Origin of the sequence: Nannocystis sp. RBIL2 (assembly GCF_026626745.1) — a bacterium.
In the GTDB taxonomy this organism is placed as follows: Bacteria; Myxococcota_A; Polyangia; order Nannocystales; family Nannocystaceae; genus Nannocystis.
In genome coordinates this window covers 5323774-5340891 of the sequence record NZ_JAPNJW010000002.1, presented here as the reverse complement: position 1 = coordinate 5340891, position 17118 = coordinate 5323774, and the positions used below count along the sequence as shown (strand labels likewise).

Below are 17118 nucleotides of genomic sequence, written 5' to 3'. Positions count from 1 at the left end.
GCAGGTGGTATCACCGCGGACGAGCGCCGTGCGCAGCCCGCAGCAGCCGAGGAGTCGTGATCGCGCGCGCCGCAGTCGGGTCGCGGTCGCGTTCGGCGGGCTGCTGGGGTTGCTGCCGGCGCGGGCGCCGGCGATGCCGACGATCGGCTGGGAGGCGCCGGCGGGCTGCCCCTCGGCCGAGCGGGTGGTGGCGCGGATCGGCGAGGTCGTGGGGGCCCGGCCAGTGTCCCCGGCCGTGAGCGCCGTGCGGGCGCGGGTCGAGCGGCAGGGCGGGGGGTGGCTGCTAGTGGTCGTGTTCTCGGGCCGCGACGGGTCGACCGAGCGCCGGCTGACGCTGCACGACTGCGAGGCGACGGCGAACGCGACGGCGTTGCTCGTCGGCATCGCGCTGGTCGGGCCGGCCTCGGGCGCGGCGCCCGAGGAGATTCCGCTGGCGGTGCCCGTGCCGGAGGCGGAGGCGAGGGATCGCGAGGGGCGCGTTCGCGCGGGCGAGGCGGGAGCGGGGTCGGCGGAGACGGGCGGCGAGGGGCGCGAGCGCGCGGGAGCGACGGGAGCGAGGCCGGCGGAGACGGGCGGCGAGGGGCGCGAGCGCGCGGCAGACGGGACGCAGGCGCGCGGGCGCGCGGCAGACGGGATGCAGGCGCGCGGGCGCGCGGCGGACGGGGTCGGCGGGGGGCGTCCGCGCGCCTTCGTGCAGGTCGGGCCGGCGCTGGCGGTGGGCGTGTTGCCGCGGGCGACGGCAGGGCTGGCGGCGGGGCTGGGCGTGGCGTGGTCGCGGCTGCGGGTCGCGCTCGGCTACGCGGGATGGTTCCGCAGCCCGGCGCGCTGGGCCGAGGACCCGCAGATCGGCGCTGAGCTGGCGCTGCACGCGGGGGCGCTGCGGGTCGGGCCGGTGCGGCGGGTCGGGCCGGTCGAGCTGCAGGCGGCGCTCGGCCTCGAGTTCGGAGCGCTGCGCGCCGCGGGCGTCGGCAGCGAGGTCAACCTCGAGCGCCGGACGTGGTGGGGCGCGACTCTGGTCGGTGGCGGGCTGGCATGGGCCCCGCGGGCGCTGCGGGGCCACGGGGCGCTGCTGATCCAGGCCGAGCTGGTGGTGCCGCTGCACCGGCCGACCCTCCTCTATAACCGCGAGCCGATCTTCCGCTTCGGGGCCGTGGGCCTGCGCGCCGGGCTGCAGCTGGAGGCGCGGTTTTTCTGATGCGGAGGAGGACCCGTCACCGCGCGCGATCGCGCTGCATTCTCATTAATGGCAGGGCCTCGCTGCGGGAAAGCAGGCGGCCATGATCCCCCTGGCCGAACCGCCGCACGCCGAGGACGCGCCGATGTCCGCGGAGCCTGGCGCGCCGGACTTAATGGAGATCTATCGCGCGCACGTGGACTATGTGTGGCGGATCGCCCGGAGCCTGGGGATCCCCGCCGACGCCGCCGAGGACGTCACCCAGGAGGTGTTCCTCTGCGTGCATCACCGACTTCACACATTCCGCCCGGGCGGGTCGATGCGGGCGTGGCTGTTCGGCATCACCCGCAACCTGGTGCTGCACGACAAGCGCAGCTACGCCCGCCGCGAGCGCCACCTGGCCGCGCTGCCGCAGCCGCAGGAGACGGCGCGCGAGCCCGACGCGACGGTGCGGGTGCAGCAGGCGGCGGCGCTGATGCAGGCGTTCCTCGACGAGCTCGACCTCGACAAGCGCCTGGTATTTCAGATGACGGAGATCGAGGAGATGACGGCGGACGAGATCGCCGAGGCGCTGGCGATCCCGCTGGGCACGGTGTATTCGCGGCTGCGGGCGGCGCGGGCCCGACTCGAGCGATTCCGCCTGCGGCTGCACGCGCGCGACGAACGGAGGCACGCATGCGCGACGAACCCGTGACCACGCCCGAGCTCGTCGCGGCGTACCGCGACCGCGAGCGCCCGTCCGAGGCGGCGCGCGAACGAATGGCGCGCGCATTGATGGCAGCGACTGCGGCCCGCTCGGCGACGGTGATCCCGCTGCGCCCGCCGCGACGGCAGCGTCGCGGCTTCGCCGGCGTCTGGCTGGCCCTCGCGGCCGCGCTGGCGCTGATCGGGGCGTCCTCGTATTGGCTGGTGAGCGCGCGGCAGCAGATGAGCGGGCCGGCCGACATGCTGCTGGACGCGCATGACCACGAGCCCGCGCAGGGGACGGTCACGCCGAAAGCGATCGAGGCGCCGCGCGGCCATGTCGTGCACGCGATCGCGGAGCCGCCGGTGGTGACCGAGCCGGCGGCGGTGGAAACCGTCGAGCCGGAGCCCGCGATGGTCGAAGTCGCGGCGACGACCGAGATGGGCGCGGCGGATCCTGCGCCGCGCCGACCGGCGCGATCGCAGGCGCGTCACGTCGTGGCGGATTCGCCGCGGGGGGCGGATGCGTCCGCAGATCCGGTGCTCGAAGAATTAATGCTGATTCAGCAGATCAAGGACGCCCTCGACGCCGAACGACCCGCGGCCGCGCTGGCGGCGATCGATGCGCATGCACGGAAGTTCGCCCGCGGCAGCCTGGCCGAGGAGCGCGAGGCGCTGCGCGTGGTGGCGCTGTGCAACGCCGGCGAGGTGGCTCGAGGCGAGCGCGCGCGGCGAGCCTTTGTGAACGCGTACCCGCGATCGGCGTACCGCGAGCGGGTCCGCGCGGCGTGCCCGGTGGCTGCAGCGGCGACGGAACAAACGACGATGGATTAATGGCGGAGGTCGCGGGCGGGAAACACACTCGCAACGAGAGACCCCGTCATGACTTACTTGCCCGCAACCTCGATCTCCCTGCGCATCCTGCTGCTGTCCGGGCCCGCGTGCCTGCTCGGCGCCTGCGTCGACGATCTGCCCGTCGGCCAGACCGGCAGCGAGACCGACACGACCACGCAGACCACTTCGCAGACCACCGAGACGTCGACCGATCCGTCGTCGACCACGACCGATGACACGACCACCGACGCGCCGACCAGCTCGACGGTGACGTCGGTGGAGCCGACCGGCACGCAGACGACGACGGTGGAGCCGACCACTGCGACCACGGCGGTCGAGACGACCACCGAGGACACCAGCACGACGGCGGAGACGACGACGAGCACGAGCGACACCGACGCGAGCACCACCGATTCGACGACCGGCAACAACGAGGGCTGGCAGCCGCCGAATTGCGCGTCGGTGACGGGGACGGGGGCGGTGACGTTCAGCTTCGATCAGGGGACGACGCTGGCGCCGATGGACCAGCAGATCCAGCCGGTCACGTACACCTTCGGGCTGGTCGCGCTCGGCAAGCCGGGGGCGATGCTGGCGGGCTCGGGGCAGCAGATCTTGGCGTCGAGCGACGCGGGCTGCTCGTGGCACTCGATCGGCGCGGCCGGCAACCCGAACGCGCCGGCGGTGCGCCTGCACGCGGCCGGCGAGACGCGGGCGTACGCGTACGGCGACAACAACGAGGCGATCGTGCGCGTCGACGACGAGGTGATCACGAAGCTGAGCTCGCCGGCCGGGCAGGACGGGATCGTCGGCCTCGGGGTCGACCCCGGCGACCCCGATCACGTGCGGATCGGCGACAGCGCCGGGCGCGTGTGGGACTCGGTCGACGCCGGCCTGTCGTGGCAGCAGATCGGGATCCCCGCGTTCGCTGGCTCGCTGGCCTACCGCGCCGCGTTCGACCCGCAGGACATCGACCACGTGCTGTTCGGCGCGCTGTCCGAGGGCGTGCTGGCGTCGCACGACGCCGGCGAGGGCTGGCAGAGCGCGACCGGGCTCAGCCCAGGCAAGTCCAACGGCTTCAACCTGGTGGTCTCGCCGGTCGACGGCGACATCGTGTGGGTCGAGGGCCTCGACCTCGAAGACCCCAACGAGCAGACCCATCGCCACGTGTATCGCTCGGAGGACGGCGGCCTGACGTTCGACGCGGTCATCGAGGCCAACGAGGCCACGCTGTACAACGGCAACCACCTGTTCGCCCACCCGACCGACCCCGACGTGCTGTACTTCGTGTTCGGCTCGAATTATCAGGCGTACGGGACCGACCTGTACCGCTACGATTACGGCACCGACGCGATCACGCTGACGCACAACATGTGGCACGACACGGTGATCGCGTTCCTGCCGAGCGACCCGTCGGTGATCTACCTCGGGCTGTCGATCGAGCCTGGCGGCGGGTGAAGCGAGCGAGCGAGCGAGCGACGAAAAATCGTACATGTCCTGAGGGACATGTACTTTCGCGCGGCGCAGGGCCCATGCCCGGCGCCGAGGCGGTCGCAGGCGCGCCTTGCTCCGCGCCGCGGAGATCGGCTAGCGTGCGGGCGTGACCCACACGCAGATCGAGATCCCGACCGACGACGGTGTCTGTCCCGCCCACGCCTACAGGCCGCGCACGCCGGGGCCGTGGCCGGCGGTGCTGGTGTTCATGGACGGGGTCGGCATTCGGCCGACTCTGGTGGAGCACTGCGAGCGGCTGGCGGAGGCCGGTTACTTCACGCTGCTGCCCGACCTGTTCTACCGCTCGGGGCCCTACGAGCCGCAGGACCCGGCCAAGCTGTTCGCCGATCCGGCCGTGCGCGGGGCGTGGCTCGCCCGCCATCGCGCGACGACCACCAGCGCGGCGGTGATGCGCGACACCCGGGTGTTTCTCGAGCACATCGCCGCCGAGCCGGGCGTGCGCCCGGGGCCGGTCGGGGCGGTCGGCTACTGCATGGGCGGGCGCATGGCAGTCACCGCGGCGGGGCACTACCCGGACCGCTTCGCCGCGGTCGCGGCCTACCACCCTGGCAACCTCGCCGACGCCGAGCCCGACAGCCCCCACCTGCTGGCGGCGAAGATCACCGCCGAGGTTTACGTGGCGGCCGCCAGCGACGATCCGACGTTCCCCGAGGAGCAGAAGCAGCGGCTTATCGCCGCGTTCGAGGCCGCGGGCGTGAAATACACGCTCGAGACGTACCCGGCGCGCCACGGCTGGGTGTTCCCCGACATCCCCGTGTACGACGCGGCCGGCAACGCGCGCCACTGGGCCACGCTGCTCGAGCTGTTCGCGCGCACGCTGCCGCGCTGAGATGGCCGATCGGGCATGTCCGAGGGGACATGCTCGATCAGTCACGTACGATCAACGCTCGCGGCCGCCCTCGATGAGCTCGACGAACAGGGCGGTGATGTTGTCCTTGCCGCCGCACAGGTTGGCGTAGCGGATCGCCGCCGGGGCGGCGACGCGCGGGTGCAGGCGGAACAGGTCGATCAAGGTGTGGGCGGCCTGGTCGAGGTACTCGTGGAGGCCGTCGCTGCAGAGCAGCAGGCGGTCGCCGAGCTGCAGCGGGAAGGCCATGATGTCGACCTCGACGAACTCGCGCAGGCCGATGGCGCGGGTGATCTGGCTCTTGCGCCCGCGCGCCTTGTCGGCGCTGGCGAGGCCGAGCTTGACCTGCATGTTGAGGAGGGTGTGATCCTCGGTGAGCTGACGGACGTCGTCGCCGTGGGCCAGGTACACCCGCGAGTCGCCGACCTGGCCGACGATCGCCAGCTCGCCGGCGACCAATACGACCGAGGCGGTGGTGCTCATGCCGGTGTAGCGGGCGTCGGACTCGGCCATGCCGTGCACGAGGTAGCAGGCGTTCTGCAGCGCGCTGCGGACCAGCGCGCCCAGCCGCGCGACGGTGTCGGGGCTGATGCAGATCTGCGGCTCCACCGAGGGCCCGTGCACGACCTGCTTGCGCGCGAGCCGGGCCTCCTCGTGCGCGTAGTGGATGAGCTCGGCCTCGCGTTCGACCCACTCGCGGATCAGCTGGACCGTGGTCTGCGAGGCGACCTCGCCGCAGGCGCGCCCGCCGACGCCGTCGCACACCACGAACAGACCGAGCTCGTCGCTGGCGTCGAACGCGTCCTCGTTCTGGCTGCGACGCCGACCGACGTCGGTGTCGCCGTGATGCCGGGTGCGCACGGGGCGAAGAAGATACAGCATGCGCGGCGCGCGAGCGTCGCCGCCGCGAGCGCGATGGCGTCACGGGTGAGGCGCGAGGCCGCGATGTGGACATCGATCGGGGGCGCCGGCTCCCGGAGATCGATCGTGCGGAGACGCCGCGCTCTGCGATTCGGAGCGGAATCGCGCCGCCGATCGCGGTTGTGGCGCTGGCGGAGGCCGTCGGCGCGAGGACAGCCCTTCGCGGCCGGACGAGCCCGCACGCCCGCTCCTATGATACGAGTGCGAGCAATCGGCGCCGTCGAGGTGGCCCTCGCTAGCGCCGAAGTACATGTCTTTTGGGACATGCGAGAGGCGCGATCGCGGCCCCTCGTCGGGGCGCTGGCGTCTCGCGGTGCGATCGGCGATCGTGAAGCCTCATGCTCCGGTCTCGCCTGTCGCTCGTGGTCCTCGCCGGCCTCGTCCTCGCCCCGGCGCTAGCGAGCGCCGACGTTCCGCCGCCTCCGTCGATAGCGTCGTGTCAGGGGGCCACGGCCGGGGCCGCGTGCGAGCTCGATGCAGGCGGCGCCGGGCAGTGTGCGCCGTGGAAGTGCTCGAGGCTCGACTACTCGCAAGGCTCGCCGCCGAGCTCGGTCGAGTACGACTGCTTCCGCTGCGCGGCCGCGAGCGAGGCGAAGGCGCCGGAGAAGCCCGCGGACACGAAGTCCGCGCCTCCGGCAGCGGAGGCGAAGGGCTGCGCCGTCGACCCGACCGGCGGGATGCTCGGCGTCCTGTTCGCGCTCGTGGGCGTGCGCCGGCGTCGTCGCGCGCACAGCCGGGGCTGAGATGCCGGCCGCTCGCGCGACCGCAGCGACGAGCGGCGCCGATCAGCCGCCGTCGATCACCGTCCGCCCGCGCGGCGCGAGCTTGTAGACCCCGGCCTCGCGCTCCATGTAACCGCCCATGATCCACTCGCGGCGGATCGTGCAGAAGTCGGGGTGGACGACCTCGATGAAGCGGTTGAGCTCGGGCTCGCGGTACTCGCGGCGGCGCGGCAGCCGGCGCAGCACCTCCTCGAGCACGATCTCCTTCTTGCGGCGCTGGGCCGGCAGCGCGCGCAGCCGCGGGCCGTCGAAGAAGGCCCGCAGGACGTCGCGCGTCTCGGTGTCGACGGGCGAAGCGGTCGCCAGCTCGCGCACCCGCTTGGGCGACGACACCGCCTTGACCGCCCCCTGCAGCGCCTCGAGGTCGAGCTGATAAAAGGTGTAGGGCGCCTGCCGGGTCTCGCGCACAAGGCCCGCCTCCGACAGCACGCGCAGGTGATGCGACACGGTGGCCGGCGTGACGCCGACCTCGGCCGCGAGGTCCTGGCCGCAGCGCGGGCGATCGACCATCGCGGCGATCATGCGCAGGCGAGTCGGATCGGCGAGCCCCTTGAAAAGTTGGACCAGGGCCGGCTTGGGATCGTCGGCGGCGACGTCGGACATGTAGCTACGATACTGGCCGATTTGATGGTTGTCAAATTGATCGATGTCGATTTAAGGGTTGTTGGCCCCGGTAGCGGCGTTCGGAGGCTCGCGCATGACGGCGCCGAGCTCCTGGTGAGGGCGCGAAGCCGCGCGCTCGGGCCGCGCAAGCATGACTCACCGCTCGACGGCGGCGCGGGCGGCGAGGCCGGGCGTCGCCCTCGCCGGGGCGACGACGCAAGCCGGGCCCCGCGCGGAGCCCGGCTTGCAGTCGTCCGTGCGGCAGGCTCAGAGGGTGCCGGCGACGTAGCAGAGCGACTCGACCTCGTCGTAGACGATCTCGCCGGCGACCGGGGCCTCGACCTCGGCCTCGTCCTCGGCGCATTCGTCGTTGCAGTTCCAGCAGTACGACGGCGGGTTGTCGACCTGGCACGGCCGGGCGCTGCAGCAGATGACCGCGTGGGCGGTGCTCGGGCCGCCGAAGGCGACCGCGCCGAACGAGAGAGCGACAGCGACGAAAGAGAGCGAACGAATGAGACGCATGACCATACTCCTTTGGACTCGACGTATCGTTGCCGCCCACGGCACACGGCCGCAGGGGCGTGGATTGGATGGACCCGGGCGCCCGAACCAGCGCCCTTGCCCGGACAGTGGCCTCCGACCGGCGATCAATTGCGTCGTCGCGAGAAATCGCGACGTTGGTTTTTAGATCGGGTGAGACGCCCGGAAATAGGGGGTTCCGCGGCCGAATCGGCGGTCGCGCGCGCAGTGGCCTGCGCGCCCCGGGTCGCGGATCGCGCCATTCGAGGGGGTGCCCGACCCCGAGCGATTGCGTCGCCCGCCCGTTCCGCGCGTCGCCGCGATAACACCGCCTCCCGGGCGAAAACCGGTGCGCGTTCGCCGTCGGCGAGGGGGCGCGAATGGGGCGAGGCCGTCTCGTGCATTTTGGTCGTGCATGCAATGACCGGTCGGCGATAGCCCACGGCCGACCCTTGCGGGGCGATGCGCGCCGTGGGGGCGCCGCGGCGAAGGTTGGCCGGCGCGAGCAAGCGGCTGGCCGGCACGGGCAAGCGGGGCGCGGGCGGGGTCCCTATGCTCCGCGCCATGCAACGCCCCGCTCTCGCTCTCACCGCCGCCCTCTGCTTCGTCGCCTGTGACGCGCCCGAGGCAGCGGGGGTGCTCCACACCTTCACCTCGGACGCGGCAGGGTTCGACACGCACTCCTTCTATTACGACACCGGGCGTGAGGTGGTGGTGTTCGACGCGCAGTTCACCGAGCCGCTCGCGCAGGCGCTGGTGGAGGACATCCGGGCGCACACGGATTCGCCGATCCGCTACGTCGTCATCACCCACCCGAACCCCGACAAGTTCAACGGGGTCGGTCCGCTGCGGGCCGCGGGCGCGACTGTGGTCGCGAGTGAGGCGACTGCGGCGGCGATCCCCGGCGTCCACGCCTACAAGCGGGCCGCCTTCATCGGCAACGGCACGTTCACCGAGGACAGCTACCCGCCCGAGGCGACCGTCGATCTGACCTTCCGCGACAGCCTCCGCCTCGAGCTGCTCGGCGACGCGACCGTCGAGTTGCAGGTGCTCGAGAACGCCGGCGTGTCGAGCACCCAGACCGTCGCTCACATCCCCGCGGCCGAGGCGCTGATCGTCGGCGACCTCGTGCATCACGGCGCGCACGCGTGGCTCGAGGGCGGGATCGTCGACGGTGCGCCGCGGCCCGACCTCTCGGCGTGGGCGGCCGCGCTCGACGAGCTGCGCGCGTGGGGGGACGTCACGGTGTACGGCGGGCGCGGCGCCCCGGCGGCGATGGAGGACGCGGTCGTCGCCCAGAAGGACTACCTGGTCGGCATCGACGGGGCCGTCCGCGACTACGTGGCCGGCGTCGACGACCCGGGCGCGTTCACCGGCGAGGCGGCCGCGGAGCACTACGCGGCGATCACCGAGGCCGCGCGGGCCGCGTTCCCGGAGCGCGAGCTCGACTACCTGATCACCTACGGGGTGTACGGATTCGTGCAGTCGCTGGTGCGATGATTGCGATATCCTCGCCGGCGAGATGCCGCCTCGCATCGACGTCGACACCGCCCCGGTCGCCAGCTTCGTGCTCACCGATCACCTCGCGGCCGGGACGGACTCCGGCTGGCACGTGCACGCGCGGCACCAGCTGCTGTTCGCCGGCAGCGGCCTGATGCACCTCGAGACCGCCGACGCGCAGTGGCTGCTGCCGCCGCAGCAGGCTGCGTGGATCTCCGCCGGCGCGCGCCATCGCGTCCGCGTCCGCGCCGCCGCGGCCCTGTGTACCGCCTATCTCGGCCCGCCCACGCCCGACCTCGCCGAGGGCGCGCGCGTGTTCGCGGTCCCGCCCGTGGTCGCGGCGCTGCTCGAGCACGCGGCCGGCTGGGACATGCGACGCTGTCACGGCGACGCGGCCGCGCGCTACTTCGCGGTGCTGGTCGACCTGTGCCGCGAGGCGGTCACGCGCGGGCGGCCGTGGTTCTTGCCGACCGCGCGCACGCCCGAGCTCGCGCGAGCGATGGCCCACGTGCTGGCGCGTCCGGGCGCGCCGCACACGATCGCCGCCGCGGCCCGCGTCGCCGCGGTCTCGCCGCGGACCCTGGCGCGCCGCTTCGCCGCCGAGGCGCGCATGTCGTTCGAGGCGTTCGTGCGGGCCGCGCGGCTGCTGCGGGCGATGTCCCGCCTGCTCGAGCCCGGCGCGCAGGTGACCGAGGTCGGGCTCGAGGTCGGCTTCACCAGCCCGGCCGCGTTCTCGCGCGCCTTCGCGGCGTTCGTGGGCGAGCCGCCGAGCGCGTGGCGGCGACGGCACGGGAGCGACGCCGGGTAGTACGAACATGTCCGAAAGGGCATGTCTTTTGTGACATGTCTATTCGGTTTGCTCCTGTCGGAGAGCCGCGCGCGGGGCTCGACGGCGTCCGCGCGCGACCCCTGGCTCGGTCTCAGCGGATCCAGATGTGGCCGGCGGTATTATGAATGTTCGGACCGGCGGCGAAGCCGGAGGGCGTGCGCCAGGGCGTGTCGACGCCGGGGGCGAGGTCGCAGCCGGAGGTGTAGTACGACTGGGCGCCGAAGCCGGCGGCGTCGTTGAGGGTGCTGATGGTGGCCTCGTTGTTGAGCACCAGGCCGAAGCGGACGCGGGCGTCGTAGCACGATTGGTCGTCGTCGATGTTGATGCCGACGGCGATGTAGTTGGGGGCGATCGAGGCCTCGGCGATCGTGCGGCCCTGGATCGTCAGCCACTTGATCTTCTCGGCTTGCGCCTCGTCGAAGTACAGGCCCTTCATGGCGATGTCGGAGCCGACCGGCGTGTTTTTGAACAGGTCCAGCAGGGTCGTGGTAGCCGGCAGCGCGTAGTGCTTGCAGCTGTAGACCTTGGTGACCGGGTGCTGCATGCAGCCGCGGATCTCCGCGCCCGGGAGGGTGTTGTAGGCCTGGAACTTGCCGTCGAGGGTGTCGGTCGGGGAGTTCAGCGCCTCGTTGACGACCGAGACGGTGGTCCAGTGCGGCGAGTAGAAGTCGAAGGTGCCCTGCGACGGGGCGAAGCGGATCGCCAGAGACCAGCCGCCGCCGTCGGTGGTCATGTCGCACCACACCTTGAACGGGGCGTCGGGGCCGGCGCCGTCGGCGTCGATGTCGTAGAGGCCGTCAGTCGCGTTCGGCTGGGCCTGCTTGATCGCCTTGCAGCTGGCCGAGACGACGCACTGGCCCTGGTCGCAGCTGCCGCTGCCGCAGTCGCTGCCCTCGTTGCAATTCTCGGCCAGCTCGCACGGGTCGCACTCGGGGCCGCCGCAGTCGACGTCGGACTCGCCGCCGCTCTGGATGCCGTCGGCGCAGGTGGGCGCGGCGCACAGGGTGGTGCATTCGTCGCTGTCGTCGGCGTTGGCGTCGTCGCAGGTCTCGACGCCGTCGAGGACGAAGCCGTCGCCGCAGCTGGCCGCGGCGCAGTTGCTGAGGCAGGCGTCGGTGTCGATCGGATTGGCGTCGTCGCAGTCCTCGCCCGCCTGGACCACGCCGTCGCCGCATGACGCGGGCGCGCAGGCGTTGTTGCAGGCGTCGTCGTCGTCGTCGTTGCCGTCGTCGCAGGCCTCGCCGGGGCCGACGAAGCCGTCGCCGCAGCTGGCCTCCTGACAGCCCTCGACGCAGGTGTCGGTGTTGTCGTCGTTGCCGTCGTCGCAGGCCTCGCCGGCCTCGATCACGCCGTTGCCGCACACCGGGTCGGGCCCGCCGGTCGTGGTGGTGCCGTCGGTGGTCTCGGCGTCGGTGGTGCCGGTCGTGGTGGTGTCGGTGGTGCCGGTCGTGCCGGTCGTGGTGGTGGTATCAGTGGTGTCGGTGGTGCCGGGGTCGGTCGTGGTCGGCAGCGCGGTGGTGCTGGCGTCGCCCGAGGCGCTGCCGTCCGTCGGCAGCGCGGTGGTGCCGGTGGTCGGCCCGGTGGTCGGCTCGGTGGGCGTCCCCGTGGTCGCCTCGGTGCCGGTGCCGGTGTCGGTGGTGGTATCGGTGGCGCCGGTCCCGGTGGTCGTGCTGTCACCCCCGTTGCATGCGACCAGCAGACAAACACTCCACGCCGCGACTCCACGAAGCTGTACTTTCATCGACTCTCGCCTCCACACAATGGTGACGATGACGGGTAAGCCGACGCGACCGGCCCTGTCAAGCCGCGAACGCGCGCGGTTCCGCTGCCCGCGACATCACCGCCGTACGTGCAATCGGGCTGGGCCGTGTGCGAGTGTCCGCCGCGGCTTCACCGCCCGATCGCAGGGCGCGGCTGCTTGTCCGCCAGGGCTCGAATACGTCGCGTCTCCAGGTGCCGGAGCGTGACCCGGGTGCGAGGAACACCGCGGTCCCGCGCGTCGATCCGTGCGACTCGTCTCGCGCGCGGGTCGGGTGGCAAAGGTCGATCGAGACCTCTCGTGGCCCGAGACGCTCTCTCGGCGGATCGGCGCGTCGGTCGGTTCGGTGCGCGTCCCAGTCGTCGTCATGCGAGAATGTCCTCGATGCCCACCGCGGCCGCTCCGTCTTGCACGCTCTTGGGGCTCGTCTGTCTCGCCGGGGGCGCTTGCGGGGATGACCACGGTGGTGACGGGGCGGAGCGGCCGCCCATCGTTTGGAAGGGCGAGCATGTCCAGGTCGGGACCCTGCTGGAGCTCGACGGCTGGTGCCCGGGGACGCTGTCGCGACTCGACGATTACGCGGCCGCGCTGAAGGATCGATTTCACGCGCCCGAGGCTCCTATCATCAATTACTATCTATATGCTCCGCCGCTCTCCAGCCACGACTTGTGCGGAGGCAACCGGGCCTGTGTCGTCGACGGAGACGTGTCCACGCCGGAGCTGCTCGACATCCACGAGCTCGTCCACGCGGTCTCGGCGACGTTCGGGTCCATGCCGCATTTCTTCGAGGAGGGGGCGGCGTCCTATTGGGGACGGCATTACGCCGTCGATTTTCGCGGTCTCGACATCCGCGAGGTGCTGGCGGAGCACTGGTCCAGCGGCGCGGATCCCCGCGAATACGCGCTGGCGGCCCACTTCACGTCCTACCTCGTTCACACCCATGGAGACGAACCGTATGTGGCCCTGCTCCAGGCGACCTCGCGCGACCAGTCGCGGTCCGAGTTCGAGGCGACCTTCGCAGACATCCTCGGAGTGTCCCTCGATCAGGCGATCGATGATTACGAGGCCAATTGGCCGTACTGTGATCCCTGGGCCGCTCAGAGCTCGTTCTACGAGTGCGGTCGTCCGGCCACTGTGGTCACCCCCGGGGAGGGGACGGAGTTCGATCTGGACATCTCGTGCGCGGACCCGGAAGTCGTCGGGCCGTCGGCGCTGGGGTTCCCGGACAGGGTGCCCAGGATCTGGCGCGACCTCACGATCGCGGTGGAGGTCGACCAACCTTCGCAGATCATCACTTTCGACGTCCCGGCCGTGGGCGAGGCCAACACGGTCCTCCTCGAGGTCAAACGCTGCGACAGCTACTGCGGCGACGCGTCGACGTGGCCGATCGTGCCGGACAGGACGGAAGATCCCAACGTGTTCGTGCTATCCGGAGCTGCGGGTCGTTATGTCCTTCGGGTCAGCCGCGCCGCCGACGACCCTGGCCCGGTTCGCTTTCGCTGGCAATGAGGCCCGCGGCCGACGATGCGAACTGTCTCGTAAGACATGTTTTAAAAGACATGGTGAGTCGGACGGGTGACGCGGGCGGGGGCGAGTGACCTCGTGTGGGCGGGATCGGCGCGATCGGTCGCGGGGCGGGATCGGGGAGCGGGGTGGCGAGCGGGCAGCGGACGCGAGCGGCAGGACGGGACGTGGTCCGGCGGGCGGGCGGAGGCCCGTCGGATGAGCCCGGTGAGGCCGTGCGGCGTTGCCGGGGCTCGAAGCGCTGTCATCGTTGCGGCATGAACACGTGGATCGTCGGGGTCGATCTCCGCCACCGCAGCGACGGCGCGGTGCGCTTCGGGGCGTGGTTGCGCGAACAGACGAACGGGGCGATCGAGCTGGTGGGGGTTCACGCCGCGCCAACCGCGGTGGTGGATCAGCTCGACCAGTTCGAGGGTCGCGTGCGGGTGCGCGAGCGGCTGAAGACGGAGGCGGAGCTGGCGATGGACCGGGCCGGGGTGCGCGAGGCGTTCGCGGACATCGAGCTGATCGAGGCGGACGAGCCGGCGGAGACGCTGGCGAGCGCGCGGGCCGGACGGTCGGCGATCGGGATGATCGTCGGGCGCAAGGCGGCGAGCGACGGGCGCGACCTGGTGCGGCTCGGCAGCGTGGCGCGGCGGCTGCTGCAGCGGCTGGTGGTGCCGACGTTCGTGGTGCCGCCCGACCTGCAGACGGACCAGCTGCGCAGCGGGCCGGTGGTGGTGGCGGTGACGCCGGCCGAGGCCAGCTCGGGCGCGGTCGAGGTGGGCACCGCGCTGGCGAAGTCGCTGGGCCGGCCGCTGGTGTTCGTGCGCGTGGTCAGCGTGCCGGAGGAGTACACGCAGATCTACTGGTCGACCGACGCGCTGGCGCAGTTCAAGGGCCAGACGATCGCGGCGGCCAAGGACCGCACCGCCGAGTGGCTGGCCGACCAGGGCCGCAACGAGCCGGTGGTGGTCCGCTACGGCGACACGATCACCGAGATCCTCGCGGTCGCGACCGAGCAGGGGGCGCCGTTCCTGGTGTGCGGATCGCGGCTGCTCAGCCGCATCGAGCGGGTGATCGCCCTCAGCACGTCGAGCGAGCTGGCGGCTCGGGCCGCGATCCCCGTGCTCGTGGTCCCGCCGGATGCGCGGCCCTAGCGTGCGCCCCGCAGGGGCGTGCGCCGGCTGCGAAAGTGGGATATAGACGCCGCGCCATGCACGTCCGCGCTCCGTTCGCGCTCCTCCTCTCCTCCGTCCTGGTCGCCTGCACGGCCGGCGAGGCCCCGAAGACCGACGCCAAGGCCGAGCCGGCCAAGGCCGCCGAACCCGCGAAGGCCGAGGTCAAGGCCGAGCCCGCGAAGGTCGAGGCGCCGCCGCTGCCGCTCGAGCCGAGCGCGGACATCAAGTACGACCCGCCGTTCGACGGCAAGCCGCTCAGCAGCAACAAGACCGCGAGCGGGCTGACGGTCGAGGACTTCGTCGTCGGCGAGGGGGCCGAGGCGGTCCAGGGCGGCGAGGTCGAGGTCCACTACACCGGCTACCTGACCGACGGGCTCATCTTCGACACGTCGAAGAAGCGCAACCGGCCGTTCACGTTCTCGCTCGGCGAGGGCCGCGTGATCAAGGGCTGGGACGAGGGCGTGGTCGGCATGAAGGTCGGCGGCAAGCGGCGCCTGATCGTGCCGGCGGCGCTCGGCTACGGCGACCGCCGGGCCGGGAAGATCCCGCCGGGCGCGACGCTTGTGTTCACCATCGAGCTGCTGTCGTTCACGCCGCCGCCGCCGCCCCCGCAGCCGCTCACCGCGTTCGAGGGCAAGCCGGCGTCGACCAAGACGCTCGAGGACGGGCTCAAGATCAGCGAGTTCAAGGTCGGCGAGGGCGCGGAGGCCAAGGCCGGCGACCAGGTCGCGGTCCACTACCGCGGCACGCTCAAGGACGGGACCGAGTTCGACTCGTCGCTGACGCGCAAGCCGATCGCCTTCCCGCTCGGCCAGGGCCGCGTGATCAAGGGCTGGGACCTCGGCATCGCCGGCATGAAGGTCGGCGGCCTGCGCAAGCTCGAGATCCCCGCCAAGCTGGCGTACGGCGAGCGGGCGAAGGGCCGGATCCCCGCCAACTCGGACCTGACGTTCACGGTCGAGCTGATGTCGGTCAAGCCGGCCCCGACGCCGCCCGCCGGCGTCACTGCGCCGGGCAGCGCCGCGCCGGGTGGCGCCCATCCAGGCGCGCCGGGTGGCGCCCATTCGGGGGCGCCGGGCGGTGCGCAGCCGGCCACGGCTCCGGCGACCGCGCCGGCCAAGCCCGACGCGAAGGCCCCGGCGACGGAGAAGAAGGCCGGGTGAGAGCGCCCGCGGCGATCTCCGCAGCCGTGTTGACCGTGGGCCTGTCCTGTCGGGCAGGTCCCTCGGACCAGGCGCCCGGGGCCGCGGGGCCCGGGAGCGCGCCGGCGGTCGCTGGCTCCGGGGACATGTCCGCCGGGGCAGGCGAGCGCGGCGGCGCGGAGCAGGCCGCGGGTGGCAAGGGTCCTGGGCTGTCCGCAGGGACAGGTGACGGCGCGAAGGCGCCCGGCGCCGCGAGCAGTGGGCTGTCCGGAGGGACAGGTGCGTCGGGGAGCGCGGGTGAGATGTCTGGAGGGACAGGTGCGGCCGGGCTGTCCGGAGGGACAGGCGGCGCAGGTGCGGGCCCCGGGTCTTCCGGTCCGTCCGCGGGGTCGGGTGGCGCGAATGCCGGGCTGGCCGCAGGGACAGTTGGTCCCGGGGCCGCCAGGCCGGGCGCCACTCTGGCCGCCGACCCACCGCCGCCCGGAGCGCCGGCGCCGATCGCCTGCCTCGACCCGCCGCCGCCGGGCATGGCGTGCATCCCGGCGGGGTGGTTCATCCGCGGCAGCGACACCGGGCCCGAGCACGCGCGGCCGCAGGCGCGGGTGTGGCTGCAGACGTACTACCTCGACCTCAACGAGGTGACGTACGCGGAGTACAAGGCGTGCGTGAAGGCCAAGGGCTGCGACCCGAAAGGCGGGCCGGCGTACAGTGACTTCGACCGGCCGAAGCAGCCGGTCAACGGGGTGAACTGGTTCCACGCCGAGGGCTATTGCAAGGCCCAGGGCAAGCGGCTGCCGAGCGAGGCGCAGTGGGAGAAGGGCGCCCGCGGACCCGACGGGGCGCTGCACCCGTGGGGCGACGAGCCGGCGACCTGCGAGCGGGCGATCCTGAAGGACGAGTCGGGGCGCGGCTGCGGGGTCAAGAAGCAGGGCAGCAAGCCGGACACGGGGCGACCGTGGGAGGTCGGCTCGCGGGCGCCGGGCCGATATGGCCTTTACGACATGTCCGGAAATTCATGGGAGTGGGTGGCCGACTGGTTCACCCGCAGCTACGCGGAGTGCGGGGCCGACTGCGAGGGGATCGATCCGCTCGGTCCGTGCGCGAAGGACGGCGAGGTGGCCCGCGAGTGCTCGGGCAAGCTGCGCAAGATCGTCCGCGGCGGGTCGTGGTACTGGGACGCGTCGTACGCGACCGGCGTGTGGCGACGCCCGCACTTCCCCAGCAATCAGCCGTTCCACCACTTCGGCTTCCGCTGCGCGGCGAACCCCCGCGAGGCAGAGGCGCTGCAGCGCGGCACGCCGGCGAAGTGAAGCCCCGCCGGCGCGATG

16 protein-coding genes are annotated in these 17118 nt (G+C 72.3%); 12 read left to right on the top strand and 4 right to left on the bottom strand.

The features are described from left to right. The first annotated feature begins 28 nt into the window (after positions 1-28). The 5 genes from OV090_RS46080 (at position 29) to OV090_RS46060 (ending at position 5033) form a co-directional block, all read left to right on the top strand. The gene (locus OV090_RS46080) at positions 29-1195 is read left to right on the top strand and encodes a hypothetical protein (RefSeq protein WP_267711402.1); all 1167 of its coding nucleotides are present in this window, start codon (positions 29-31) and stop codon (positions 1193-1195) included. Positions 1196-1277: 82 nt separating this feature from the next. Next, the gene (locus OV090_RS46075) at positions 1278-1868 is read left to right on the top strand and encodes an RNA polymerase sigma factor (protein ID WP_267711401.1); all 591 of its coding nucleotides are present in this window, start codon (positions 1278-1280) and stop codon (positions 1866-1868) included. Beyond that, a complete protein-coding gene (locus OV090_RS46070) occupies positions 1865-2692 on the top strand; it encodes a hypothetical protein (protein ID WP_267711400.1) in 828 nt (275 codons plus the stop codon). The genes OV090_RS46075 and OV090_RS46070 overlap by 4 nt, the downstream gene beginning before the upstream one ends. A gap of 48 nt (positions 2693-2740) precedes the next feature. Further along, a complete protein-coding gene (locus tag OV090_RS46065) occupies positions 2741-4147 on the top strand; it encodes a hypothetical protein (RefSeq protein WP_267711399.1) in 1407 nt (468 codons plus the stop codon). 142 nt (positions 4148-4289) lie between these two features. After that, positions 4290-5033: a dienelactone hydrolase family protein gene (locus tag OV090_RS46060; RefSeq protein ID WP_267711398.1), complete on the top strand. Its 744-nt coding sequence runs from the start codon at positions 4290-4292 to the stop codon at positions 5031-5033. A 51-nt stretch (positions 5034-5084) separates the two neighbouring features. On the opposite strand, the gene OV090_RS46055 is transcribed toward OV090_RS46060, so the two are convergent. Next, positions 5085-5912 carry a protein phosphatase 2C domain-containing protein gene (locus tag OV090_RS46055; RefSeq protein WP_267711397.1) on the bottom strand — a complete coding sequence of 276 codons (828 nt, stop codon included), beginning with the start codon at positions 5910-5912 and terminating at the stop codon, positions 5085-5087. A gap of 398 nt (positions 5913-6310) precedes the next feature. Between OV090_RS46055 and OV090_RS46050 the strand changes: the two genes are divergently transcribed. Next, the gene (locus OV090_RS46050) at positions 6311-6715 is read left to right on the top strand and encodes an MYXO-CTERM sorting domain-containing protein (RefSeq protein WP_267711396.1); all 405 of its coding nucleotides are present in this window, start codon (positions 6311-6313) and stop codon (positions 6713-6715) included. Between the two features lie 42 nt (positions 6716-6757). Here the strand turns inward: OV090_RS46050 and OV090_RS46045 are convergent, their stop codons facing one another. Next, positions 6758-7357: a metalloregulator ArsR/SmtB family transcription factor gene (locus OV090_RS46045; RefSeq protein WP_267711395.1), complete on the bottom strand. Its 600-nt coding sequence runs from the start codon at positions 7355-7357 to the stop codon at positions 6758-6760. A 267-nt stretch (positions 7358-7624) separates the two neighbouring features. After that, complete coding sequence (locus OV090_RS46040) at positions 7625-7879, bottom strand: hypothetical protein (protein WP_267711394.1); 255 nt, start codon at positions 7877-7879, stop codon at positions 7625-7627. 561 nt (positions 7880-8440) lie between these two features. Here OV090_RS46040 and OV090_RS46035 point away from each other — a divergent pair. After that, the gene (locus OV090_RS46035; protein WP_267711393.1) at positions 8441-9376 is read left to right on the top strand and encodes an MBL fold metallo-hydrolase; all 936 of its coding nucleotides are present in this window, start codon (positions 8441-8443) and stop codon (positions 9374-9376) included. Positions 9377-9398: 22 nt separating this feature from the next. After that, a complete protein-coding gene (locus OV090_RS46030) occupies positions 9399-10184 on the top strand; it encodes a helix-turn-helix transcriptional regulator (RefSeq protein WP_267711392.1) in 786 nt (261 codons plus the stop codon). A gap of 112 nt (positions 10185-10296) precedes the next feature. On the opposite strand, the gene OV090_RS46025 is transcribed toward OV090_RS46030, so the two are convergent. Continuing rightward, positions 10297-11946: a fibrinogen-like YCDxxxxGGGW domain-containing protein gene (locus OV090_RS46025; RefSeq protein ID WP_267711390.1), complete on the bottom strand. Its 1650-nt coding sequence runs from the start codon at positions 11944-11946 to the stop codon at positions 10297-10299. A 402-nt stretch (positions 11947-12348) separates the two neighbouring features. On the opposite strand from OV090_RS46025, the gene OV090_RS46020 reads away from it, so the two are divergent. The 4 genes from OV090_RS46020 (at position 12349) to OV090_RS46005 (ending at position 17100) form a co-directional block, all read left to right on the top strand. Next, positions 12349-13473 (top strand): hypothetical protein, encoded by a 1125-nt coding sequence (locus tag OV090_RS46020; RefSeq protein WP_267711389.1) that lies wholly within the window; start codon positions 12349-12351, stop codon positions 13471-13473. Positions 13474-13745: 272 nt separating this feature from the next. Continuing rightward, positions 13746-14627, top strand: a complete 882-nt coding sequence (locus tag OV090_RS46015) for a universal stress protein (RefSeq protein ID WP_267711388.1) — start codon at positions 13746-13748, stop codon at positions 14625-14627. A gap of 56 nt (positions 14628-14683) precedes the next feature. Next, the gene (locus tag OV090_RS46010) at positions 14684-15811 is read left to right on the top strand and encodes an FKBP-type peptidyl-prolyl cis-trans isomerase (RefSeq protein WP_267711387.1); all 1128 of its coding nucleotides are present in this window, start codon (positions 14684-14686) and stop codon (positions 15809-15811) included. A gap of 125 nt (positions 15812-15936) precedes the next feature. Next, the gene (locus tag OV090_RS46005) at positions 15937-17100 is read left to right on the top strand and encodes an SUMF1/EgtB/PvdO family nonheme iron enzyme (protein ID WP_267711386.1); all 1164 of its coding nucleotides are present in this window, start codon (positions 15937-15939) and stop codon (positions 17098-17100) included. The last annotated feature ends 18 nt before the right edge of the window (positions 17101-17118 follow it).